The sequence below is a fragment of the Cellvibrio sp. GW822-FHT04B05 genome (assembly GCF_058800985.1).
The window spans coordinates 514,805-538,355 of the sequence record NZ_JBXAMU010000004.1 but is presented as its reverse complement, the minus strand read 5'-3'; the positions used below and the strand labels follow the sequence as shown (position 1 = coordinate 538,355).

Sequence of the window (23,551 nt, the reverse complement as noted above, 5' to 3'; positions counted from 1 at the left end):
TACGATGAATCCGGATTCAAACACGAAACCCGATCCAAACCTTACGTCAAACTCTTCGGGCACGAGCGGAAACCAGCTCAAGCCGCGCCGCTGGTTTCCGCACAAGATGCTCAGCGTCTATATGGTGATTGTCTGGTTGCTACTCAATAACAGCATCGCCCCCGGCCAGCTTCTGCTTGGTGCTTTCCTGGCCTGGTTGATTCCCTGGCTCACGCAAGCCTTTTGGCCGGAAGCCCTGCATATCCGCAAGCCGCTGCTGGTGATGAAAATGGGCGCCATCATTTTTTACGACATCATCATCGCTAACCTCAACCTCGCTGTGCGCATCCTCGGCCCGGTCGATAAATTGCAACCGGCCTTCGTAAAAGTCCCGCTCGATATCGAGCATGATTTCACTATTGCTTTGCTCGCCAGCATTATCTCGCTCACCCCTGGCACTGTATCCGCCGATGTGAGCAAAGACGGCCGTTACTTGCTCCTGCATTGTTTGCATGTTACCGATGTGGAGGTGGAAATCCGCTTGGTAAAAGAACGCTACGAAGCACCGCTCAAGGAGATATTTGAATGCTGACTACTGCTGTAGGTATCGCCATGTTTATGTTCTGTGTCGCCATCGCGCTGAACATGCGCCGCCTGGTGATTGGCCCGTCATTGCCCGACCGTATAGTTGCGCTCGACACCATGTATATCAATACCATTGCGCTGTTGGTGTTGTTCGGAATCTTTCAAGGCAGCATGTTGTATTTTGAAGCGGCATTGCTGATTGCGATCATGGGTTTTATCGGCACAGTCGCGCTGTCCAAATATTTATTGCGCGGCGATATCATCGAATAGGAAAACCAATATGTGGATTGAATATCTCGCCAGTTTTTTTATTCTCGTCGGTGCGGCTTTCGCATTGATCGGCTCAATCGGCCTCACCCGCCTGCCGGATTTTTACATGCGCCTGCACGGCCCTGCCAAAGCCACCACCCTCGGTGTCGGCGGTGTGATTACCGGTTCTGTCATTTTCTTTTCCAACCGCGGCGATGGCTTAAGTCTGCATGAATTGTTAATCGCCCTGTTCCTGTTCATCACCGCTCCCGTGAGCGCGCATATTGCCGCCAAAGCAGCGCTGCATTTAAAACTGGAAGCGATGGAGCGGACGCGCAATAAACCCTGGGAATAGAATATTTTTACTCAGCAATAAAAAACGCTTGAGTTACTGGAGCTAAATCCCTATCACCCCTCACTCAGGTTACACAGCTTGCAAGGCCGTTTAAGCGGACTTTCCTCGGTATCCATCAATATGGGGTTACCGGATCGTGCTGGAACTTATCATTACCGACCAAGACATTATGTTGGTGGATGTGGGAAGTCATGATCACGTGTATTGATGACCGGGCAACAAGCGCCAAACTTTTAGGATCGCTGCCGGTTTGCCCCGGTGCCGGATAAAAGTACAAGCAAACGGTTACATGATTTTTAGCAAAATAATGCAATCGTTTTCGCTGGCATTTTTAGTATTTTTGTCACAATAAGCCGCTGAAATTGATCAAATCGCCGTTGACGCTGTCAGCGCCGGGGCGCAGTATGGCAACCCTCGACAACATGTGCATGGCGTGTACGCCGCAGGTTTAGCCTTCAAGGCGATCCTGCCGGGTCGCTGGATAATAAAAATAAAACCGGTGCCCGGGATGAGTTGTAAGGTTGTTCATCCCCCCAAGGTTTTTTAAGAGTTGTTTTAAGAATTTTTTAAGCTTTCCTTCCAAACGAGTGCTGCCCAGCAGCCATAAATCGCGTTTGCCTGTCGGCGAGCGTATCGGCGTTTTTCGGTCTTTATCCCTGCTGCGATGCCGGCGGGAATGCGTTTGTTTTTTGCGTAACAACCATCCGAATAACAACGATATAGCCACGAATAAGGTAATCATCATGAAAATAACACCAATGACTCGCCGTATTGGCCACTGCCTGGCATATGGCGCCGCTGCCAGCCTGCTGGCCTGCGCAGTGCAAGCACAGACCCTGGGTTCCAATTTGGCCGTGACCGGTCCCTCCGCCGGAGCCGATGGTTCGGGTTTTGATAACACCAAGCTGGTACGCGATGGCAATACTGCTACTGTGTCGCTCGCCAGCGGTACCAGCAATCAACGTGTCTCGATAAAGTGGGGCAGTGCGGTAACGTTTAACACTGTGATCCTGCGCGAATCGGGCAGCAAAGTGACCACATGGAGTTTGGTCAATAACGATACCGGCGCGGTATTGGCAACCGGTACTGGAATCGGTGCGGAGAAGGTCATTAACCTGGGTTCACGCAGCGCGAAAAAAATTAACCTGATTGTGAATGCGACCAGCGCACCCGGTATTGCAGAATTTGAAGTTTATAACGCAACTGGTGTTGTGGCCTCATCGAGCAAATCGTCTTCCAGTGCGGCGGTGAGTTCTTCAAAATCCTCAACCGCAGTAAGCAGCACATCATCAAGCTCCAGTAGCAAATCTTCTATTGCTCCGAGCAGTGTTCCGGCATCGAGCACTGCTGCTTCAAGTATTCCTGTATCCAGTAAGTCCGGCAGCAGTGTTTCCTCGATTCCCAACAATGGCAGCATCAGCGCTGACTGTATTCGCATTGCAACTAATCCGTCGGTTAACTGGCGCGATACCTCGTTAAAAACCGATCAGGAAATTGTGAGTTGTTTGTCGAAAACATTGGGTAAGCCGGTTGGCTACGGCGAAAAAGCGCTCGGCGGTTTTGATCCGAACGGCAACAGCAAACTCACCATCATCACCAAAAATTCCAGCACCTCGGTCGAGCAACAAATTCTTACCGCCATTACCGGTGAAGCGCACAACTGGATTGTGTTCGACAAAATTCAATTCGCGCAGCCAAGCGAAATTGGTATGTACCGTTTGGGTTGCAGCAATGCAACTGTGCAATCCATTCTCGGTGCGACTGAAGCCGAATGTGTGAACTACACGCAGTGGTGCGCAAAAAATGGTGTGAGCAGCGCAAATTGCGTAACACAATTTTTTAACACGGCGATGAACAAATCCAACAACCCGATTCGCAACCCGGTGATCGGCTCTAACAAAACCATTGATGGTCGCGGCAGCGAGGCTTATTTCCTGTTCAGTGGCTTTGCGATTGGTAAAGACCAAACCGGCACACCAACCCAAACTGCCAACAGCGTGATTCTCACCCATTTGAATTTCAAAGGTGCGGGTCACACCGAAGACCATTATGTTGATCCCGATATGATTCGCTCTACCGGTGCATCGCACGATATCTGGATTCACAAAAATACCTTTGATACCACCGGCGATTCCGCATTCGATGTAAAAGTCGGCGCTTACAATGTGACTATGTCGTTCAACCGTTTGGTCAATGTAAAACGCGCAGTGTTGCACGGTTCCAGCGATAGCCACACGATTGATAAACAAATCACCACCACTATGCACAACAACGCATTTATCACCACCGACGACAGTTATAAATTATTGGGCAATACCTTGCGCCGTGTGCCGCTGTTGCGCCATGGTAAAACCCATATGTTCAATAATGTGTTTGTCAATTATCGCAACCAGATTTTAAGTTTACGTGTGGGTGCCAGTGCATTGATGGAAGACAGTGTGTTTGTAGTAAATTCAGTGCATCAGGAAAAGAGCACCGTTGAGGCATCACTCGCAGAGATCAGCAAGAATCTGTTTAAGGATATTAGCGATGGTTCGTTCCGCAATGATCGCAACTTCCTTTGGTTTAGTGATGCTGCCTGTAACGTGACTGGCTCTACCCAAACAGCGCTCACTGCTATCAATGGTACAGTCGCCAATTTAGCGAGCAATTACACTGCTGCATCGCAAACTACGATCAATAATTGGCGCTTTGCGGCCGGTCAGGACTTGATTGATTATGTGAGCGCAACAGCAGGTAAATATGGCCAGATCCCTTACAACTCACCCTTGGCAGGTGACAAGTACTACGTACTCGGTTTGGGTAAAGTACCTTGCCAAACGCGATAAGCGTTGAATAGTTAGCTGCAATCGCACTGGAAAGCCCCGTTGTTTTGCAACGGGGCTTTTTATTATGTAAAACTTATTATGTAAAAAATCTTGGAGGATCTTTAGCGAATTACCTACAATCAACACATACTTTTTATGATCGGGATTTTTCATGAGCGCTGCAATCGACGCATTTGACGCATTGAAAAAAGCCATGGATTCCTATTCACCTATAAGTGAGGAAACCTGGGCGGCGTTGGTAGCGATCAGTAAATACCGCGAATTAAAAAAGCATCAGGTGCTGTATTCACTGGGGGAAATTCCATCCTCTTTTGCCTTTGTGTATTCCGGCTTATTCAGAACCTTTATCACTGATGAGAAGGGCAATGAATATAATAAGAATTTTTTCTACGAAGGGACTTTTCCCGGCTCCATGACTGCATTATTGCGCCATGAGCCATCGGCGTTTGCGATTGTGGCCCTGGAGCCAGCACAGATTATTGAAATTGATTTCCCTGCATACCGCGCATTGCTCCACCAGCGCGAGGATGTAAAACTGTTCCAGATTTTTTATCTGGAAAAAAACTGGCTGCTCGCCAAAGACGCACGCGAAATCGCCATAGTCCAGGAAGATGCTACCCGGCGCTACCAACAATTTATCCAGGATTATCCCTTTCTGGTCGAGCGTTTGCCGCAACACCATATTGCTTCCCATCTCGGTATCACTCCAACACAATTAAGCCGTATTCGCAAAAAGCTGAGTTGATTGATTAGTTCTCAATTCATCAACCTATGTAAATGAAATGGATTCGTTGGCGTCCTATGCTGGCCATATTGGTTATAGCAATGGGAGTGAACGATGAAGCTTATTAATGCCCTTAACTGGCGTTACGCCGTGCGGGAATTTTCCGGAAATATAATTGCAGCTGAACAGGTGCAACACTTGCTGGATGCAACGCGGCTCAGCGCGTCCTCATATGGGTTACAGCCTTATCATTTACTGGTGATTCAATCGCCGTCTATTCGCCAGCAATTGGTTGAGTTTTCACTTGGGCAAGAAAAAGTTGCTCATTGCTCGCACCTGATGGTGTTTGCGGCGCACACCAACATTGGCGATGGGACTGTGGATCGCTATATCAAACAATTTTCACAAACGCGCGGTGTTGCAGCTGCACAACTGGTGGATATGCAGGAGCATTACAAAGCCGCGCTGGCAGTAATGGATAAAACCGAACGGCAGGCGTGGGCGCACCAGCAAGCCTATATCGCGCTGGGAAATTTCCTGACCTGTGCCGCATTAATGCAAATCGATACCTGCCCGATGACGGGAATTGAATTTGACAGTTATGACCGCGTATTAGGTTTGCGCGAAAAAAACCTCACCACCACAGCCGTATGCCCGATTGGTATTCGCCATCCGCAAGATAAAAGCGCGCGTGAAAAGAAAGTGCGTTTTGATGCGAAGGATATGGTAACCCTGCTATGAATTATTTTTCATGGTTGGCGTTGCTTGCAGGTGCAGCGATCGGAATGCAAGCGGGAATGAATGCGCAGCTGGGTGTGTTACTAAAAAGCCCGCTGCTCTCCGCCGCGATTACATTTATTGTGGCCTGTTGTTGTGTGCTGATTGTTATCGCACTCACAACACGCCAATTACCTTCGCTTATCAATGTGCAATCTGTACCGCTGCATTTATGGTTCTCCGGTGCGATCAGTGCATTCGGTGTTGCCTCGTTTTATTTTCTCATTCCGCGTATGGGTGTTGGCCCTATGATGTCTTTTGCGCTGACAGGGCAATTATTTATTGCGATGTTGGTTAGCCACTTTGGCTGGTTCGATTTGCCTATCAAACCAATCAATTTTTCAAAATCTATGGGCGCACTCGCGATGGTTATCGGTATCGTATTAATTAATCGCTCGTAACATACCTGCACTAATTTATTAAAAGGTGATAGTTGTGAATTATTTAAATCAATTAAATATTGATAACCTGACTTCGCTCTGGCGGAAAATGGGCGTGGAAAATAATTCGGCGTTTGTGCTGGATGGGTTAACCATTTCGCATACCTGGCCGAATCGTTTTTGGTTTGACTGGAGTGCAAGCGCAAACCAGATCACCGCTATCGATAATTTATTGCCGCATTTACCAGCGCGTGCTGTTATTCCGGTGTGGATGGGTGCGGGTGAGAAGTCTGGACAACTGGAGCACAATCTACTTGATAAAGGCTTTACTGTTTCATTCCAGCAGTTGGCCATGTACCTTGATTTGCAAACTGCACAACGCGAGAAGATTCCAGTGTTGGATATCACGAAGGTACAAACTCAACAGGATTTGGAAGCCTGGACAGCAACTGCAAGTGCGGCTTTCAGTTATTGGATTGATATTGCGGCAATCGAAAAAGTAGCAAGGGATATTGATGTGACCTTGCTATTGGTAAAGCAAGATGGTGAACCGGTGGCGACTGCATTGGTTTATAAGACCGGCGCGGTTGTCGGTGCTCATTTGGTGGGAGTTCCGGCAGCCTATCGCGGGCGAGGACTTGCCAGGGCGCTAATACGATATGTCATTAATCTGTCTATCGATTTGGGCGGAGACTTCCTGATGCTTCAGGCATCGGCGGTGGGAGAGCCGCTTTATCGCCAACTCGGATTTGTACCGCAGTTTGTAATCAAAAATTACAAACGTGTGTCGTCTGGATCTTCGTTGCAAAATTAACAGTTGGTTCTAGTATAAAAAGCGCCATTAATAATAATGGTAAAAACTATAAAGGAACTAATCTATGAAAATGCTAACCATTAAAAATATAGTGAAGCTTACAACAGGTGTTATTTCAGCTTTGGTATTTTCCGCGCAAGCATTTGCAGGCGATATAGCGTTAAGTGGAACCTATGGTAATTACATGCAATCTGATTGTGCATGGAATCTTTCCAGTTCTAACACCTATGGCCCCACAAGCGGTGTACCCAATGGTGCAACCACTAACGGTGTGCAGGTTACTATTCATTATTTGATTTGCAGTGGAAATCCTGCGCCACAAGCGGTGAAAACGGAAGTTGTTAATTTTACTTTTACCATGCCTTATTGGAATATTCGGAATGAAACAAGCAGGAGCTGTAACCTCAGCGGTGCCCAGGCATCTGCTGTAGGTAATTGTGTAGATCACCGCATATACAATTAACTGAAAAAATAGTGTAGGTTAAGACGATATTCCACATAAAAAAATCCCCGCAACCTAAAGGTTGCGGGGATTTTTTTAACAACACCCATCATTTTACTCCGATGGGCTTTGCTCAAGCTCCGTTGTAGTTGACACAATACGCACACCATCTCTTCTTGCCGGCGGCATTTTGGCAATTTCACCTTCAATCCAGTTTTTGACTTCTTCGGTTAATTGTTTGCGGTCTTTGCCTTCGGTGACAAAAGGTTCGCTGATAACAATGCGGATGGTACCGGGATATTTTAAAAAATCTTTATGTGGCCAACATTCGCCTGCATTGTGCGCAACGGCGATAATCGGTACACCGGCGGTGATCGCAATGTCGGCACCACTACGAGCATAGTTGCCAACCTGTCCAACAGGTGTACGTGTGCCTTCGGGGAAAATCAAAAAATTATTGCCCTGCTGCAACCGCAAAATGCCTTTCTTTTTAATATCTTTCAGTGCTTGTATCGGGTTGTTGCGGTCGATGGCGATAGGACGCAAGCTTGCTAGCGCCCAACCGAAAAACGGAATGTAAAATAATTCCTTTTTAAGGATTGTACTGACCGGGCCAAAATAATATTGCAGAAACATGGTTTCCCAAGTGCTCTGGTGTTTGGCCATAACCACACAGGGAAATTGGTCAGCGTGTTTGTTACCAATAATTTCAAAGCGTACACCACAGCACAGACGTAGCCAGAACATTACAAAACGGTTCCAGCAAGTGACTATGCGCCAGCGCCAGGCATAGGGGAAAATGGGCCAAATAATGACGCCAATAAAACCCATTAAACCACTGCTTATGTTGTAGCCGATAGTGAAGATAAGACTGCGAAGTTTGAGCACGTTAGTTTCCGTTATCTGTTTTTGTTAAGGCGTAGCGTCAATAATAAAATCGACAGCGGCAGCGAGATTATCGAAAACCTGTATTTGCTCGTGTGTAACTAATGGTGCGTCAGTTTGTAAACCCGGAACTGCCAGTTGCGCGAGTGTGCGTACACCATTGCCAGTTCTTACCAATACGGGCTTGCACGCTTTCTGGATTGCCGCTTGTAAATCGCGCAGGCTATCGCCGATAAAATAGCAGCCTTCCACCGAGGTATTAAATTCGGCTTCAATGGCGTCCAACATGCCGGGTTTAGGTTTGCGGCATTTGCAATTTTCATCGGGATGATGCGGGCAATAAAAAATCGCTCCAATTTCCCCGCCGTTTTCTTCCACCAGGCCAGTAATTTTTTCATGCATGGCTTCCAGATCTTCCAGCTCGAATTTATTTCTGGCCAATCCAGATTGGTTGGTTGCAATCACCACTGTGAAACCGGCTTCGCTCAGACGTGAGATAGCGTTAATGCTACCACTGATAGGTATGCATTCATCGGCAGATTTTACAAAGTCTTCGCGGTCGTGATTAATAACGCCGTCGCGGTCGAGGATGATTAGTTTCATGTATGTTTACCGCAAAAAACCATTATGAATAGGCATATTAATGAAAGATTTTATTTTCTTAATAACCAAATTCCTGCGAAATCAGCAGTTTTTCCTTGATTGCAAGGGACATTGTCTGATTTGAAGCGAACAACCATTTTATTTTCACCCATCAAAGCGGCAGTCATTAATGTTAATGAATTTTTTAAATTTGGATCTTCTTTATAAATATTGAAAACACCACCTTCATCATAAGTCGCCCAAATGGTTCCATCATCGCCAGCATAAATTTTATTAATTGTAATAACGCATTCGGTATAAGCATTAGCAACAGAAACACTGCATAACAGCGACAATCCCAAAATTACTTTTTTCATGAAACCTCCATCTTAAACTCATGCATTTCAAAGCAAAGCTCGGCAATGCTTCTATTGATGAAATCAATTTTTGGCCGGTACCAGATAAGAAATATCGGCCACTTCCAAAAACAATCCACGCAGCTTGGATAATAAGGCCAAGCGGTTTTGTTGCAGCGCTTGGTCATCACACATCACCATCACGCTGTCAAAAAATGCATCGACCGGTTGTTGTAAGTCGGCGAGTACTGCCAGTGCTTTGGTGTATTCGCGCGCTGCAAACAAAGGTGCAACCACCGCTGCTTTTGCGCTGACGGCTTGCGCCAGGTTTTTCTCGGCATCCTCCTGCAAAAGCGCAGCGTTTATATTGCTACTCACAACAGCATTTTGTTTGGCGAGAATATTCGATACACGCTTGTTGGCAGCAGCCAATGCTTGTGCTTGCGGCAACTTGCTGAATTCATTTACCGCCAGTACACGCTGGTTGATATCCAGTGGTTGCGACAATTGTTTTGCCGTTACCGATTGGAAAACCTCTGCCGGGATATTTGCATCTTCATAAAACGCACGAATGCGCTCCAGCATATATCCAAGTACTTTATCAACAATATCTTCACTGGTTATTGTTGAATCATTATGTTTTGCGGCGCTATGTAATACGTTAAATGTCGCGAGTAGGGGATGTTGATTTACAGCAAATCGTATTAAATCACGCAAATCAAGAGCTATATTTTTTTCTATCAGAATACGGAGAACTGCAATGCTTGCACGGCGCAACGCAAATGGGTCTTTGGAGCCGGTAGGTTGTTGGCCGATTCCGAAAATACCACTGATGGTATCGAGACGATCAGCCAGTGCGATAATCGCGCCGGTAGTCGTTGTCGGCAGTTGGTCGCCCGCAAAGCGCGGCATATATTGCTCGTTCATCGCGGCGGCGACTTCGGCGTTTTCGCCATCGTTAACTGCATAGTAATAACCGGCGATGCCTTGCATATCGTCGAACTCGCCCACCATATTGGTTACAAGATCAGACTTACACAATTGTGCGGCGCGTTCAGCCGATGCGGTGTCAGCGTTTAATGTGCCGGCAATTAGTTTTGCCAAGCCGGCAACGCGCTCGGTTTTATCGTAGATAGTCCCAAGCTGCGCCTGGAATACTATAGTTTTCAACCGCTCGCGCAATGATGCGAGCGTAGTTTTCTTATCGGTTTCAAAGAAGAATGCCGCATCGGAAAGACGCGGGCGAATTACGCGCTCGTTACCGTCGATAATTTGCGACGGGTCTTTGCTTTGGATATTGGCGACGGTGATGAAATTGTTCTTCAACTTGCCGTTGGCATCCACCACATGAAAATATTTTTGGTGTTCTTTCATGGAGGCGATTAATGCTTCCGCAGGAACGGCAAGGAAACGCTCTTCAAATTTTCCGGTCAGTGCTACTGGCCATTCAACAAGCGAAGTTACTTCATCGAGCAGATCCGCATCGATCACCGCAACACCGCCCACTTTTTTCGCTTCGGCTTCCACTTGTTGCCTGATGGTTGCGCTGCGTTCGGCAAAATCCGCAACAACAAAACCCGTATCTTTTAATACGCTGGCGTAATCGTTCGCTTTAACGAGGTCGATAGGGTTGTTGTAATGGAAACGGTGACCGCGAGTGGTGCGGCCAGCAGTTAAACCCAATATCGATGCGTTAATTACATCGCTGCCAAACAACATAACCAACCAATGCACCGGGCGTACAAACTCTTCGCGTTTCGCGCCCCATTTCATGCGCTTGGCGATGGGCAATTTTGCCAGCGCGTCGGTTACAACCGCTTCAAGCAACTCGACGGTTTTTTTACCTTCAGTGGTAATGCGCGCAACCAGTTTTTCCGCTTTGCCATCGTTCTCTGCTTTTAATGCAGAGGCAGTGATACCGTTTTTTTCTGCAAACGCGAGCGCTGCTTTGGTCGGTTGGCCTTCTTTATCAAATGCAATCGCCGCTGGTGGACCCCAGACAACCAATTCTTTCGATGGCGTTTCGCTCGCGAGGTTTTCTACCAGCACGGCTAAACGACGGGGTGCAGCAAAGGGTTTAATCGCGGTGAAGGATAACTCGGCTGCCTTTAAATTATTCTCGATAGTTGCGGCAAACGAGGCCATCAAATTCTTCAATGCTTTTGGCGGTAACTCTTCGGTTCCCAGCTCAACTAAAAAATCAGCAGACATTATTTATTCTCCTCAGCGGAGCCGGCGGCGCTTGCAGCACCAAGCAGTTCATTTCTTAAAGCTTCAGGCGCAAGTGGGAAGCCGAGGGCTTTGCGGCTATCAAAATAGGCTTGGGCAACGGCGCGCGATAAAGTGCGTACACGCAAAATAAAACGCTGGCGCTCGGTGACGGAAATCGCGTGGCGCGCGTCGAGCAGGTTAAATGCGTGGGATGCTTTCATCACCATTTCGTACGCGGGCAGTGGCAGGTTTTTTTCCATCAAGCGCTGGCTTTCTTTTTCGTAGAAATCGAAATTGCTGAACAAGAATGCGGTGTCGGCTTCTTCAAAGTTGTAAGTGGATTGCTCCACTTCGTTTTGATGGAATACATCGCCGTAGGTGACTTTGTCGCCATTGGGATTGATGGTCCACACCAGATCGAAAATCGAATCCACACCTTGCAGGTACATGGCAATACGCTCGATACCGTAAGTGATTTCACCGGTTACCGGGAAGCACTCCAGGCCGCCGACTTGCTGGAAGTAGGTAAATTGGGTGACTTCCATCCCGTTCAACCACACTTCCCAGCCCAGGCCCCAGGCGCCCAATGTTGGCGATTCCCAGTTATCTTCCACAAAACGGATATCGTGCATGGTGGTATCGATGCCCATTTCACGCAGAGAACCCAGATAGAGTTCCTGGATATTGTCCGGCGATGGTTTCAGCGCGACCTGGAATTGATAGTAATGCTGCAAGCGGTTGGGGTTTTCACCGTAGCGGCCGTCTTTCGGGCGGCGGCAGGGCTGCACATAGGCGGTATTCCAGGTTTCCGGGCCGATGGCGCGCAGGAAGGTCGCAGGGTGGAAAGTACCGGCGCCCACTTCGAGGTCGAGCGGTTGCAGAATCACGCAGCCTTGGCGCGCCCAGTAGTCTTGCAGGGCAAGGATCAAACCCTGGAAGGTGCTTACGTCATAACGTTTTTCGGACATGGCAGACCTGATTGGTAGAAGTTGGTCGAAATTGTGGATGATAAGAGCGAAAAGTGCGGGATTATAGCGACCTTGCTGACCTAATGGCAGCGCCAGCGCCGTATCTGCAAAAATTCCATGGTGTTAATCAATTCTGCGCTTGCCGATTTTTTGTACAAGGTAAGGTGCGTCAGGACACCGATGAGTAAAGGCCGCGTAAACACCGAGTAAATCCGCCGTAAAAGACCGTTTTTGCGGTGTTAAACGCCGAACCAGGCGCCTATGGTGCAATCACAGACGTAAGAGATAAATCAGTACGACGTCATTTTTCAGTAGCTGTTAACTACTAAATAGATGCTCCGACGTTATCTGGTTGCTCTCAGGTAGTGATTCATTATCCAAGTCGGGGTTTACTATGAAAAATCTAAACGTATTTGAGTTGGCACCAGCAGACCATTTGGTTCAACCGGAAGAGTTTGATGATGTGCAGGGCAATACACCAGCGCTGGCCATCCTGACTGACTTCCGCCGTCACACGCCGCCGATGGTAAGTGTGCATCTTGAGGCCGCCGAGGCCGTGGAAGTGATGCAGGCAGAGAACGTTAAAATCAAACTGGTCGTCGATGAGCATAAAGAATTTATCGGTGTAATCAGTCTTGATGATCTCTCGCATCACAACCTGATGCTGAAACAAATGGCGCTGCGCATCAACTATGACGAATTATTAGTGCGCGACCTGATGCATCCCCGCGCCAATATCAATGCTATCGATTTCGAGCAGTTCAAACACGCCACCGTGGGCGATGTGGTTTCCACCATGAAAAATGCGCATCAGGAATATCTGTTGGTAGTCGATACACATGCGCACCATATTCGCGGTGTAGTCTGTGCCCGCGATATTGCCCGCCGCCTGCACTCGCCCGTAGAAATTGAGAAAGAGTTGACGTTTGTCGATATTTTTACTGCTATCAAAGTGTATTGATTTACTCCACCCAACCCTGTTTGATCTGTTGTATTTCCACCCTTCTTCGGCGCCGCAAGGCGCTTTTTTTGTGCCTGTTTTTTTTTGGCTATGGGACTCGCTTTTCATGGTTGTATCAGGCACCGCTCTCAAGTCCGGCGCAGTGTCTGTGCCATGGGTTATGCCAACCGGCGTCCCAGTCCCAATACCTGTAAAGGCACTTGCGCGCCTTGGGAATCGTTAAATTCCAGGCAGCGTCTGTTACTTAATGTAACTTCTTTATCTATTTGATTTTATTAACTTATTTATCTTTTCAGATGACCATCAGGCCGGTTCGGATACCACCTTGCCGGCGGTATCAAACTGGGACGACACCGATGCGTGCGGGGGTAGATTCTGTCGGTTCGGATTTGTAACTGGTGAGTCTTTTTTAAACACAGGTAGTTGATAAAGACGGTTAATAAAAAGCAGGTCATGCCAGGCATATTCGGTGGGTCCACAGGATAGATGACCCCTCTAATAACCAATAACAATTTATCCTCTAGAGGTTCATATGAAAGTTATTTTACCGGCCGCAGCGATTATGCTGCTGGCAGCGCAGGTATCGGCGCAAACCAATCCACCCCCCAGCACTACCCCCACAAACAGCCCGGTTGCCGTCGGCAGTGGCAGCTATTTAACCAGTTGGGATAATCGTATTGATGCTGCCATTCCGGATAACCGCGATGTGCAAACCACTAAACACATCACCACTAACCTGGCTAACCAGCCAATGCCGACCAACTCCTGGTGGAGTTCGATCCTGTGGGCGGGAGTGAATGACCCCTGGCTGGATTGGGGTACCCGCGGTAGCCACAATGTCAGTTATGCCCACCCGTTTGCGATCAAACCGGAGACCAATGGCGTGCGTCTTTATGCCCCGCGCTTTGAGGATTTCTGGGCGATAGATTACGCCTTTGTCGGCACCATGCCGGCACCGGCTACCCAATGGGTGAATGGTGTTGAGCAGCCGATCCACGAGACGGTGTATTTTAAGGAGCTTGATTTTGTGCTGGGTAATACCGCTGCCAGCGGTAACTACAGTGCCAAAGTCCACAACTACAGCGACTGGTTTGTCACCACTCGTATGGAGGCTGGCGCAGGGGCTATGGATGTGACCTTTGGTCATGGATCGCCCTATGTGTTTGCCCATTATACCAGCGGTAACCCGACCATCCGTTTTGCCACCCACAGCACAGCACCTGCCGCTGCCAAAACACCGGAAGTCTGGTCGGGTAACAGTACCTCAGCAGTGATTGGTTTCTCAGTCGAGGGGCGCAATTACGCGGCCTTTGCCCCTGCCGGTACCAGTTGGACAGGCTTGGGCACATCGGCTTTTACCGCTAACCTGCCGAGCGGCAAGCAGTATTTCACGGTTGCAGCGCTGCCCAGCCGTGCGGTGCTGCCGTTAGTGAGCAAATATGCGTACAACCATGTCACCGGTTCGCAGGTCAGTTGGACTTATCGCGCCAGTGACAGCAAGTTGCTCAGCACCTATGCCGTGACCACCAGCAACTACAGCGAAAGCACAGGGACTGGCACCCTGATGGGCTTGTACCCGCACCAGTGGCGGCAGCTGGCATCAGGTGCGAGCCTGACGGGCGACAGCTATTTCACCCCGCGCGGCACGATGAAACTGGCCGAAGGCAGTGCCTTTACCACAGCGACCACGTTCAAAGGTGTGATTCCCTCCATGCCCGCGCTGACAGATACGGCGGACAAGGCCCGCCTGTCGGGATTGATCGATAATGTGCGCAGCGAGACCTTCACCCATCGCGATACCTATTACACCGGCAAACGCCTGGGCAAGGTGGCATCGCTGATCCCGTTGGCACAGCAAGTGGGCAATACCGCCGCTGCAACCCAGTTCAAAAACGAATTGAAATGGCGCTTGGAAGGCTGGTTAAAAGCGGATGTCATTGACGACCTGGAACCATCCCCCTTTGCTAAAAACCTGTTCTATTACAACAGCAACTGGGGCACGTTATTGGGGATTGATGGCAGCTTCGGCAGCCTCCAGGAGTTGAATGACCATCACTTCCACTATGGCTATTTTGTGCGGGCAGCAGCAGAGCTGGCGCGCACGGACAAAAACTGGGCACAGCCCCAACAATTTGGCGGCATGATCGAATTGCTGATGCGCGATTACGGCAACTGGGAGCGTCCGCGCAATGCCGCTACCAGCACTACCGGCAAAATGTTTCCCTTTTTGCGCAACTTCGATATCTACGCTGGCCATTCCTGGGCGTCCGGCCATGCGCGCTTTGGTGCGGGTAATAACAACGAGTCCTCATCCGAGGCGATGAATGCCTGGACGGCGATGATCCTCTGGGGTGAGGAGACAGGGAATACCGCGGTGCGCGATGCCGGTATCTTCCTCTACACCACCGAGATGACTGCGATCCAGGAGTATTGGAACAATGTGCATGGCACCAATTATCACCCCACGTATACCCGTCCTATGGCATCACTGGTGTGGGGCGGCAAGACCGATTACGCCACCTGGTTCAGCGGCCTGCCGGAAGCCATGCACGGTATTATTTTGCTGCCGATCCAGTCCGGCTCCCTCTACCTTGGCCAATACCCTGACTACGCGAAGAAAAACTTTGACTACATGGCCAATGGCCGCACCATGTTTTCCATGTGGGATGCGATTTTCTATGCCTATCAAGCGGTCTATGACCCAGCTGCAGCCTTGGCTAACTTCAACGCTAACGAAGGCCGTATGCGCAATTCGGTCTCTGGCCCCAGCGCAGCGACAGAAGAAGGCAACTCGCTTGCCAATACTTACGCCTGGATCAAGACCTTCCACCGTTTTGGCCGTATCGATAACGATGTGGTGGCGACCAACCACAGCACGTTTACCGTCTTCCGCAAGGATAATGACCGCACTTATGTGGTGTATAACCCCAGTGCAACCAATGCCAAAAATGTGACCTTCAATGATGGCACCACAGTGATGGTCAACCCGGGCGAACTTAAAGTCTATACGAATGTGGCCGCGCCTGTGTCGTCCAGCAGTGCGGTATCAAGCAGCCTGGCTGTTGTATCCAGTTCAGTCGCTACTTCTGCCAGTAGCGCATCGGTTAGCAGTAAATCGGCCAGTAGTATGTCGGTGGTTTCCTCCAGCCGGTCCTCATCGTCCCTGTCCAGTGCGTCATCATCGTCAGTTGTGACAACGGGTGGCATCAACATGACGGTGCTGGCCAATGGCGGTATGCAGTTCAGCATCCGCCTGCCCGAACGCAAACAGCAAGTGCATTTGTTTGCCCGCCGCAACGGCGCGCAAGACTTTGTGGTGATTGATTTGCAGGCACAGGCAGGGAGTGAGATCAATAATGGCGATGGTACCTATACCTACCAAGCCAGCCGCAGTGCTGCCTATGTAGCTAATGATCTGGTAGAGGTCCGTTTCTATACCTTTACACCAGCGAGCGGCCAGGTGTTTTATCCCGGCCCCGGGGAAAGTAACTGGAAAGCCGCGACTTACACCGGTGTGGTATCTTCTTCGGTCGCATCGAGCACTGCCAGCTCCCGCTTCTCCGCGCTGTCCAGTTCATCGGTGCTTTCCAGTATCTCCAGTTCCAGGTCGAGTGCATCGGTACCGTCGAGTACCGCCAGTTCAGTAGCCGGTTATTCGGCCTCAGCGGTGATGCCCAACGGCGCTCCGGTGGCTTATGTTACAACGGCGACTTACAGCAACGGCGGGGTGAAAATTACCTTTACCGCCAGCGAGAGTATCAACTGGGCCTGGTGCTTCACGCCTGGCTGGAACAACATGATCCGTGTGCAGGGCAACAGTTTTGAAGTTACCATCCCCAATGTGACGCCGAGCTCCAACATCAATTATTACTTCACGGTGAATACCGCTACCCGCGGTGAAGCTAACAATAACAACCAGCCACATCAGTGGACTGTTCAGCCCTAATGAGTCATAGCCTGTAGCAGGGACTGGTGCGCTGGCTGGGGAGGGGCAGCGCAATTTGCCAACCGGCGTCCGCAAGGACGCCGGGTTTTTCTCGTTTACATTTCAGGACGCGATACTGCCTCCCCCGCGATTTTCCGGTAAGCTTCGCGCCTCTAGAACAAGGTACGGGTACCGGCTCCATGAAAGACCATCTGGCTCCCCTGATATTTAAATGGCTGGCACTTTTGCCCCTTGGGTTATTGCGCGCACTCGGTAGTCTTATCGGCACGTTGATGTGGTGGAGCAATAGCCGTGCAGCCAAGGTCACGCGCACGAATATCTCCCTCTGCTTTCCCGATTTATCTCCCGCCGAACAGCAGCGCCTCGCTCGCCAAAGCCTGCAACAAACTGCCAAAACTGCAATGGAAGCAGCGTCTATCTGGCGTCAGCCCTGGTCCTGGCTACAGGGCAAGATTGTGGCGATGGAGGGGGATGAGATCCTCCGCGCGAAGTTGGCTGAAGGCAAAGGTGTTCTGGTGCTGGCGCCCCATCATGGTAATTGGGAAGTGGTTGCGCCTTATCTCGCGAGTGTGGCCAATCTTACGGCGATGTACCAACCACTTGAAAATCCCAACATGGATGAGCTGGTATTGGCCGGCCGCAGCAAGCTCAATATCACCATGGCGCCGACCAATCGCAAGGGCGTAATGATGCTGTTCAAAGCGTTGCAGGGCGGCACTATTGTCGGCATTTTGCCCGACCAGGTTCCGGCGCCCGAAGCCGGCGGCGAGATAGCCCCCTTTTTCGGGCAGCCAGCCTTGACCATGACGCTGGTACACGGGCTGATCCAGCGCACCGGTTGCGCGGTGTGCTCCTGTTACGCCGAGCGGGTGGACGGTGGTTTCAAGCTGGTGGTAATTGAGGCGGACGAACAAATCTACAGCGCCGACCAGCACACCTCTGTCATCGGATTAAACGCCAGTGTGGCTGCCTGCGTGCGGCGCGCGCCGGCGCAGTATCAATGGGAGTACAAACGCTTTCGCCGTCTGCCTCCCGGGTATCCCAAACACTATCAATTCAAGTGATGCCAATTCACCGTATAAATCCCGTTACAAAGGTGTTTTAGCGGAAACCAGCGGCTACAATTAGCCCACTTGTTTTTTTATAACTATTTTTCTGAAATTTCCGGTTGTTGCGATGAATAAAAAATCTGTTTTGATGGCCGGCCAGCCAGTGCGTACCTTGACGCTGGTGGCCATGACTGCGTTTCTACTCAGTGCCTGTACCCAACAAAAATTACAGCAGCAGACCCAGGCAGAATTGGCTGCGGCACAAGCCTGTATCACCAGGCAAGAAACCCAGGGCCAGCTATTTAGCGAACAGCAAGCCGAGATCCTGCGCGAGGTGCAACAAGTGCAACAGCAGATGACCGCGCAACAACAAGTCGTGGAAGCCAAGTTGCAAGTGCTTGAGCGGCGCGATACCAAAATTGTCTGTCCGGCACCGCCAGTGGTTGCCAATCCGAAAGCCCAGGCCAAAGAACAACCGCAGACCGACAAGCAAATTGTCGGCTTGCGCGAGCAGGCGCTGATTGCCGGTTTGAACATAATGATGCAGGCGCGCATCAGCACCAATGTACCTAATTCGGTGATGGATGCCCGCAATATCCAGATGTTTGAACGCAACGGAGAAGAGTGGGTGCGCTTCACTATCTACAATCCCGAGACCAAAGAGCCGCATGTATTGGAGCGTAAACGCCTGCGCTTCCAGACGGTGCAGTCCGCCAACCCCACACCTGACCGCCGTCCGGTAGTGGAGATCCGTTTCACCATCGGTAAGCTCACCCAGCGCGGCGAATTTATCCTCGCGGATCGCAGCGATTCCGAATTCCCCCTCCTGATTGGCCGCAACCTGCTGCGCGATGTGATGTTGGTGGATGTGAGCGGCAATAACCTCGCACCCCTGCAACGTGTTGATGACTCCGCCAACAGTTCATCAGCGGCTAAAAACTAGTCCAATTCCCCGAGCCGGCGGTTCCGCCGGCTGTGCACGGCCCGCATTTAAGGAAACCTGTTAATGAAAAAGCCTTCCCGCGCCCCCTTTTACACCGTGATCGGCCTGCTGGTTTTAGTTGGTTTGACGACAGCCTGGATGCGCCACAGCCAAATGGAAATCCCCTTCACCCCCGGCGTACAAAAGCCGGTCTGGTTAATTGAAGCGCGGATTGATTTTGATGCGACCGGCGAACCGGTCACTGCCCGCTTGGGTCTGCCCGATGACCCGCCCGGCTATCGCAGTTTCAGCGAACAGGCTGCGGCGCCCGGTTATGGATACTCGGTGGTGAGCGAAAATGGTGTACGTCGCGGCGAATGGTCCAAGCGCGAAGCGGTCGGCCCCCAGACGATTTATTACAAAACCCAATTTATCGAAGTTGATTCCGGTGCGGAAAGCGCGTCGCTGCCACAAGCGCCGCAAGCCGTTCATGTCGATTGGGACGGCCCATCGCAAGAGACTGCCGCCCTGCAAGTGCTGGACACTGCCTGGGCTAAATCCAGTACACCGCAGAGCCTTGCGCGCGAGCTGCTCAAGCTGCTCAATTCCGAAACCCTCGACCAGAACTCGGCGCTGTTGCTCTCGGCGCAAACAGAAAAATCGGTGCTGCTGGAAAAATTGATCAACCAGGCGGGTATAGCCGCACGCCCGGCGTTGGGTTTGTATCTGGAAGATGCCCGTCGCCACCAAAACCTGACCCGCTTGGTACAGGTTTATGACGAAGATCACTGGGTGCTGTTTAACCCCTACACCAGCGAGCAGGGTGTACCGGAAAACCTGTTGCTCTGGCACACCGGCGGCGAGTCGATCCTCGATGTTGCGGGCGGTAACCGCTCGCGTGTCAGCTTCTCAATGATCCATCAAACCGTTCCGGCGCTCGACCTGATCAAAGCCCAGTACAAAGACAGCGTCTTCAGCGTACTCAGCATCCAGCATCTGCCGATTGAAGAGCAGAGCATGTTCAAGCTGTTGCTGCTGCTGCCGATCGGCGCCTTGGTAGTGGTGTTTATGCGCATCATTATCGGCCTCAAAACCTCGGGCACGTTTATGCCAATCCTGATCGCTATGGCGTTTTTGCAAACGTCGCTGGTGCTGGGTGTAGTGAGCTTTGTCTCAGTGGTGGCGATGGGATTAGTACTGCGGACTTATCTTTCGCGGCTGAACTTATTGTTGATTTCGCGGATTGCGACACTGGTGGTGCTGGTGATCTTTATTATCTCCGCGCTCAGCCTTATCGGCTACCAGATGGGCTTTAATACGGGAATGACTATCACCTTCTTCCCGATGATCATTATCGCCTGGACCATTGAGCGTATGTCGATCCTGTGGGAAGAAGAGGGCCCCAAAGAAGTGATGGTACAGGGCGGCGGCAGCTTGTTGGTGGCGGTACTTGCATACACCCTGATGCAGTTCTCGCTGGTAGGTCACCTGACCTTCAACTTCCCCGAGCTCAACCTGGTGGCGCTCGCGCTGATCATGTTGATGGGTCAATACACCGGTTACAAACTCTCCGAATTGCGCCGCTTTCGCGCCATGGTCGATAACGCCGAGGTGAGTAAACTGGATGAGCCCAAAGCAGGCGTGTCCACGCCGGGCGACTCAAACAAGGGGGCCGGGGTATGAGCCAAACACCAACCACTCCCGCGCCCGTAACGGCGGTGCACCCTGCAGGCGTAAAACGCTGGTGGAACTCCTGGGTCAGCCCGTGGAATTTGAAACGCATGGGCATCCTCGGTATGAACTGCCGCAACCACGATTTTATCGCCGCCTACAATCCGCGCAGTTTGTTTCCGCTGGTGGATAACAAACTCAAAACCAAGTTGCTGGCAGAAGAATACGAAGTTGCAACGCCAAAATTGTTTTTCGTCGTCAATGTGCAACACGAAATTGCCCACATCGAAGACAAACTGATGGCGCTGGAAGGCTTTGCCGTCAAACCTGCTAAAGGTTCGGGCGGTAAAGGAATTCTGGTGATCATCGGCCGCCGCGGCGACAAATTTATCAAGGCCTCAGGTGCGGAAATCACTATCGAAGATATCCGTCGCCATATGAGTAACGCCCTCGCAGGTCTTTATTCATTGGGTGGCAAGCCCGATGTGGTGATCGTGGAAGACCTGATCCAGTTCGACGACTATTTCAGGGATTATTCCTACGAAGGCGTGCCGGATATCCGCATCATTATTTTCAAAGGTTATCCGGTGATGGCGATGCTGCGCCTCGCGACCCACAAGTCCGACGGCAAAGCCAACTTGCACCAGGGCGCCGTGGGGGTGGGGCTGGATATCGCCACCGGTCGCGCGCTCAAAGCGGTGCAACATTCCAAGCCAGTGACTCATCATCCGGATACCAGGCGTGCGCTCAACGAAATCCGGATCGCCGATTGGCGCAATTGGCTGCTGCTCGCCTCCAAATGCTACGAGATGACCGGCCTGGGTTATATCGGTATTGATTTGGTATTGGATAAAGTACGCGGCGCGCAGTTGCTTGAGCTCAACGCCCGCCCCGGCCTTGCCATCCAGGTCGCGAATGGCCGCGGTTTGCTGCCGCGCTTGCGCCATGTCGAGTCGCTTAAAGAACGCATGCACCGTACCGCCGAACAGCGCGTTGATTATGTAATGAAAACATTTACTGCTGACGGCCTTTAAGGTCGATGGATTTACCGGCAAGGATGCCGATACATCTCCAGGTTATTTCAATCGCGCTGCTTTAGCCAACTACGACTAAAAACGTCGCTGCAATTACCAAATTCCTCTCTGATTGCATTGTCAAAGCCAATAAGAAAGCCATTTAGAGGACATTGCTATGGTTGTTTCAGGCGTAGTCTTACTCACCTTGCTCCTTGGAGCCTATTCATTATTCTTACTAGCGGGAGTGACGCTTGCTGTGCTTGATCGACAGAAAGAAGACATAAGAGCCGCGCACGACCACCACTGAATCCAAACCTTGCGTTAGATCAAACCTCGCAAAAAATTGTTTGATTGAAATCAAAACCTGTCTGGCAGTGAAGATGCATTCTACCTCTGAGAGCACTGATTATCAGTGCGTTAATCAGATGGAGAAGTCACTATGTTAGTTTCAGGCATTATCGGTACTGTATCTCTGGTGGTAGTGTTGGTGTTGTTATTTGTCGGCGGCCTTGCGTTAGCAGCAGTCGATAAACATTTTGATGCCGGTCGTAAACACTAGGATTTCCCCTGTCCCTCATCATTCGCTTTTTATGCGGTAAAACAGACAAAAACATGTATCCCGGAAGCGTTACTCTGCGCAATCTGATTACAGGATGACACGGGTAACTATTTATGACCGGAAATGTGATGGCCGGAAATGTTTAAAACCCTTTCGCTGTGGGTGCCGCGAATAGTAGCGCTGACCGAGCGCTTTCCATGGGCGATGCCGCTGTTCGGGTTCGGTTCTGGCCTGGCGAGTTTTTTCCTCGTCGAACGCAAGGAAGAAATCGCGCAGATAATTGCTGTTTTGATGTTGGCGAGCTGGTGCTGGCTGATATTGGAAAAAGTCCTGCGCCGCTATGTCGTCAATCGTTTTGGCTGGGAATTACCGCCACCGCTGCTGAGTTACTTTGCACAGTTGGTGCATCAGGAAAGCCTGTTTTTTATCATCCCGTTTTTTGTCATCACCACAGCGTGGAATAGCGGACAGGCACTCTTTACCGGTGTACTGTTATTTGCCGCACTGGTGTCGATTATCGACCCACTTTATTTCCGCTGGCTCGCGCCGCGCCGCTGGCTGTATTTCACCTTTCATGGCGTTACCCTGTTCGCGGTTCTGCTCACCGCACTACCGATAATTTTCCAACTGCCGACTTCAAAAAGTTACGCTTTGTCATTGGGTATTGCGCTGGTGATTACCTTGCCGAGCGTGGCCGGTGAATTGGCATGGCGCTGGTGGCAACGCGGTATTGCGATTATTTTGCTCGCCGTCGCTGTAACTTTAATTGCGTTTATGGCGCGCCCCTGGGTGCCGCCCGCCACCCTGTGGCTAACCGAAGTGGCGATCACCGACCATATCGATAGCGACAAGCGCTCACCCAAGAATTCGCTTGCTGCCGTTAGTCCGCAGCAGTTGCGCAACGGCATATTTGCCTACACCTCGATCCACGCCCCGCGCGGTTTGAACGAACGGATTTATCATGTATGGCAGTTGAACGGCCAACAAATCGATAAAGTGGCGCTGGATATTAACGGCGGTCGCGAAGCCGGTTATCGCGCTTGGTCGCACAAGGTCAACTTCCCCGCGAATTCGCTTGGCCGTTGGCAGATTCGCGTGGTGACGGAAGCGAACCAGGTGATTGGTGTACTGCGTTTCCGTGTGGTTGAACAGGCTTCACGCGAAAATCCAGCGCCATCATCTGCTTCGTCATCGGCGCCTACCGCTGAACCTGCCACTGATTATGCTGATGCACCGGCGAGCACTCCCACAATTACTCCCACAACGACAGAATAAGGATTGGTTACCATGTC

General features: G+C 50.6%; 21 protein-coding genes. 16 read left to right on the top strand and 5 right to left on the bottom strand.

Translation table 11 applies throughout. The features are described 5' to 3' along the window. The first annotated feature begins 4 nt into the window (after window positions 1-4). The 9 genes from AC1RJL_RS15525 to AC1RJL_RS15485 all read left to right on the top strand — a co-directional run bounded on the left by AC1RJL_RS15525 (window position 5) and on the right by AC1RJL_RS15485 (window position 7,154). Window positions 5-571 carry a Na+/H+ antiporter subunit E gene (locus tag AC1RJL_RS15525; protein ID WP_492915617.1) on the top strand — a complete coding sequence of 189 codons (567 nt, stop codon included), beginning with the start codon at window positions 5-7 and terminating at the stop codon, window positions 569-571. Then, entirely contained in the window at window positions 565-834 is a 270-nt protein-coding gene (locus AC1RJL_RS15520; protein ID WP_492915615.1) for a K+/H+ antiporter subunit F, read from the top strand. The genes AC1RJL_RS15525 and AC1RJL_RS15520 overlap by 7 nt, the downstream gene beginning before the upstream one ends. 10 nt (window positions 835-844) lie before the next feature. After that, entirely contained in the window at window positions 845-1,168 is a 324-nt protein-coding gene (locus AC1RJL_RS15515) for a Na+/H+ antiporter subunit G (RefSeq protein WP_492915613.1), read from the top strand. A 743-nt stretch (window positions 1,169-1,911) separates the two neighbouring features. After that, on the top strand, window positions 1,912-3,996 hold the full coding sequence (locus tag AC1RJL_RS15510; protein ID WP_492915611.1) for a pectate lyase family protein: 2,085 nt from the start codon (window positions 1,912-1,914) through the stop codon (window positions 3,994-3,996). A 151-nt stretch (window positions 3,997-4,147) separates the two neighbouring features. Next, window positions 4,148-4,741, top strand: a complete 594-nt coding sequence (locus AC1RJL_RS15505) for a Crp/Fnr family transcriptional regulator (RefSeq protein ID WP_492915609.1) — start codon at window positions 4,148-4,150, stop codon at window positions 4,739-4,741. Between the two features lie 93 nt (window positions 4,742-4,834). Further along, a complete protein-coding gene (locus AC1RJL_RS15500) occupies window positions 4,835-5,461 on the top strand; it encodes an NAD(P)H-dependent oxidoreductase (RefSeq protein ID WP_492915607.1) in 627 nt (208 codons plus the stop codon). Then, complete coding sequence (locus AC1RJL_RS15495) at window positions 5,458-5,898, top strand: DMT family transporter (protein ID WP_492915605.1); 441 nt, start codon at window positions 5,458-5,460, stop codon at window positions 5,896-5,898. The genes AC1RJL_RS15500 and AC1RJL_RS15495 overlap by 4 nt, the downstream gene beginning before the upstream one ends. A 34-nt stretch (window positions 5,899-5,932) precedes the next feature. Next, the gene (locus AC1RJL_RS15490) at window positions 5,933-6,691 is read left to right on the top strand and encodes a GNAT family N-acetyltransferase (protein WP_492915603.1); all 759 of its coding nucleotides are present in this window, start codon (window positions 5,933-5,935) and stop codon (window positions 6,689-6,691) included. A gap of 64 nt (window positions 6,692-6,755) precedes the next feature. Continuing rightward, on the top strand, window positions 6,756-7,154 hold the full coding sequence (locus AC1RJL_RS15485) for a hypothetical protein (RefSeq protein WP_492915601.1): 399 nt from the start codon (window positions 6,756-6,758) through the stop codon (window positions 7,152-7,154). A 93-nt stretch (window positions 7,155-7,247) separates the two neighbouring features. Here the strand turns inward: AC1RJL_RS15485 and AC1RJL_RS15480 are convergent, their stop codons facing one another. From AC1RJL_RS15480 to glyQ, 5 genes are all read right to left on the bottom strand, one after another. Next, a complete protein-coding gene (locus AC1RJL_RS15480) occupies window positions 7,248-8,021 on the bottom strand; it encodes a lysophospholipid acyltransferase family protein (RefSeq protein ID WP_492915599.1) in 774 nt (257 codons plus the stop codon). A 24-nt stretch (window positions 8,022-8,045) separates the two neighbouring features. Then, window positions 8,046-8,621 (bottom strand): D-glycero-beta-D-manno-heptose 1,7-bisphosphate 7-phosphatase, encoded by a 576-nt coding sequence (gene gmhB, locus AC1RJL_RS15475; RefSeq protein WP_492915597.1) that lies wholly within the window; start codon window positions 8,619-8,621, stop codon window positions 8,046-8,048. A 50-nt stretch (window positions 8,622-8,671) separates the two neighbouring features. After that, a complete protein-coding gene (locus AC1RJL_RS15470; RefSeq protein WP_492915595.1) occupies window positions 8,672-8,977 on the bottom strand; it encodes a hypothetical protein in 306 nt (101 codons plus the stop codon). Window positions 8,978-9,040: 63 nt separating this feature from the next. Next, window positions 9,041-11,167, bottom strand: a complete 2,127-nt coding sequence (gene glyS / locus AC1RJL_RS15465) for a glycine--tRNA ligase subunit beta (RefSeq protein WP_492915593.1) — start codon at window positions 11,165-11,167, stop codon at window positions 9,041-9,043. Continuing rightward, a complete protein-coding gene (gene glyQ / locus AC1RJL_RS15460) occupies window positions 11,167-12,135 on the bottom strand; it encodes a glycine--tRNA ligase subunit alpha (protein ID WP_492915591.1) in 969 nt (322 codons plus the stop codon). Before glyQ ends, glyS begins: the two co-directional genes overlap by 1 nt. A gap of 394 nt (window positions 12,136-12,529) precedes the next feature. Between glyQ and AC1RJL_RS15455 the strand changes: the two genes are divergently transcribed. From AC1RJL_RS15455 to AC1RJL_RS15425, 7 genes are all read left to right on the top strand, one after another. Further along, the gene (locus tag AC1RJL_RS15455; protein WP_492915589.1) at window positions 12,530-13,096 is read left to right on the top strand and encodes a CBS domain-containing protein; all 567 of its coding nucleotides are present in this window, start codon (window positions 12,530-12,532) and stop codon (window positions 13,094-13,096) included. A 532-nt stretch (window positions 13,097-13,628) separates the two neighbouring features. Then, window positions 13,629-17,042 carry a glycosyl hydrolase gene (locus AC1RJL_RS15450; RefSeq protein WP_492915587.1) on the top strand — a complete coding sequence of 1,138 codons (3,414 nt, stop codon included), beginning with the start codon at window positions 13,629-13,631 and terminating at the stop codon, window positions 17,040-17,042. Window positions 17,043-17,221: 179 nt separating this feature from the next. Then, window positions 17,222-18,106 carry a lysophospholipid acyltransferase family protein gene (locus tag AC1RJL_RS15445; RefSeq protein WP_492915585.1) on the top strand — a complete coding sequence of 295 codons (885 nt, stop codon included), beginning with the start codon at window positions 17,222-17,224 and terminating at the stop codon, window positions 18,104-18,106. Between the two features lie 112 nt (window positions 18,107-18,218). Continuing rightward, window positions 18,219-19,034 carry an ATP-dependent zinc protease family protein gene (locus AC1RJL_RS15440; protein ID WP_492915583.1) on the top strand — a complete coding sequence of 272 codons (816 nt, stop codon included), beginning with the start codon at window positions 18,219-18,221 and terminating at the stop codon, window positions 19,032-19,034. A 63-nt stretch (window positions 19,035-19,097) separates the two neighbouring features. Next, window positions 19,098-20,696, top strand: coding sequence for an inactive transglutaminase family protein (locus tag AC1RJL_RS15435; RefSeq protein WP_492915581.1), 1,599 nt, complete (start codon window positions 19,098-19,100; stop codon window positions 20,694-20,696). Next, window positions 20,693-21,718, top strand: coding sequence for an alpha-L-glutamate ligase-like protein (locus AC1RJL_RS15430; protein ID WP_492915579.1), 1,026 nt, complete (start codon window positions 20,693-20,695; stop codon window positions 21,716-21,718). Before AC1RJL_RS15435 ends, AC1RJL_RS15430 begins: the two co-directional genes overlap by 4 nt. Before the next feature lie 679 nt (window positions 21,719-22,397). Then, window positions 22,398-23,534 carry a DUF5924 family protein gene (locus AC1RJL_RS15425; protein ID WP_492915577.1) on the top strand — a complete coding sequence of 379 codons (1,137 nt, stop codon included), beginning with the start codon at window positions 22,398-22,400 and terminating at the stop codon, window positions 23,532-23,534. Window positions 23,535-23,551 lie beyond the last annotated feature (17 nt).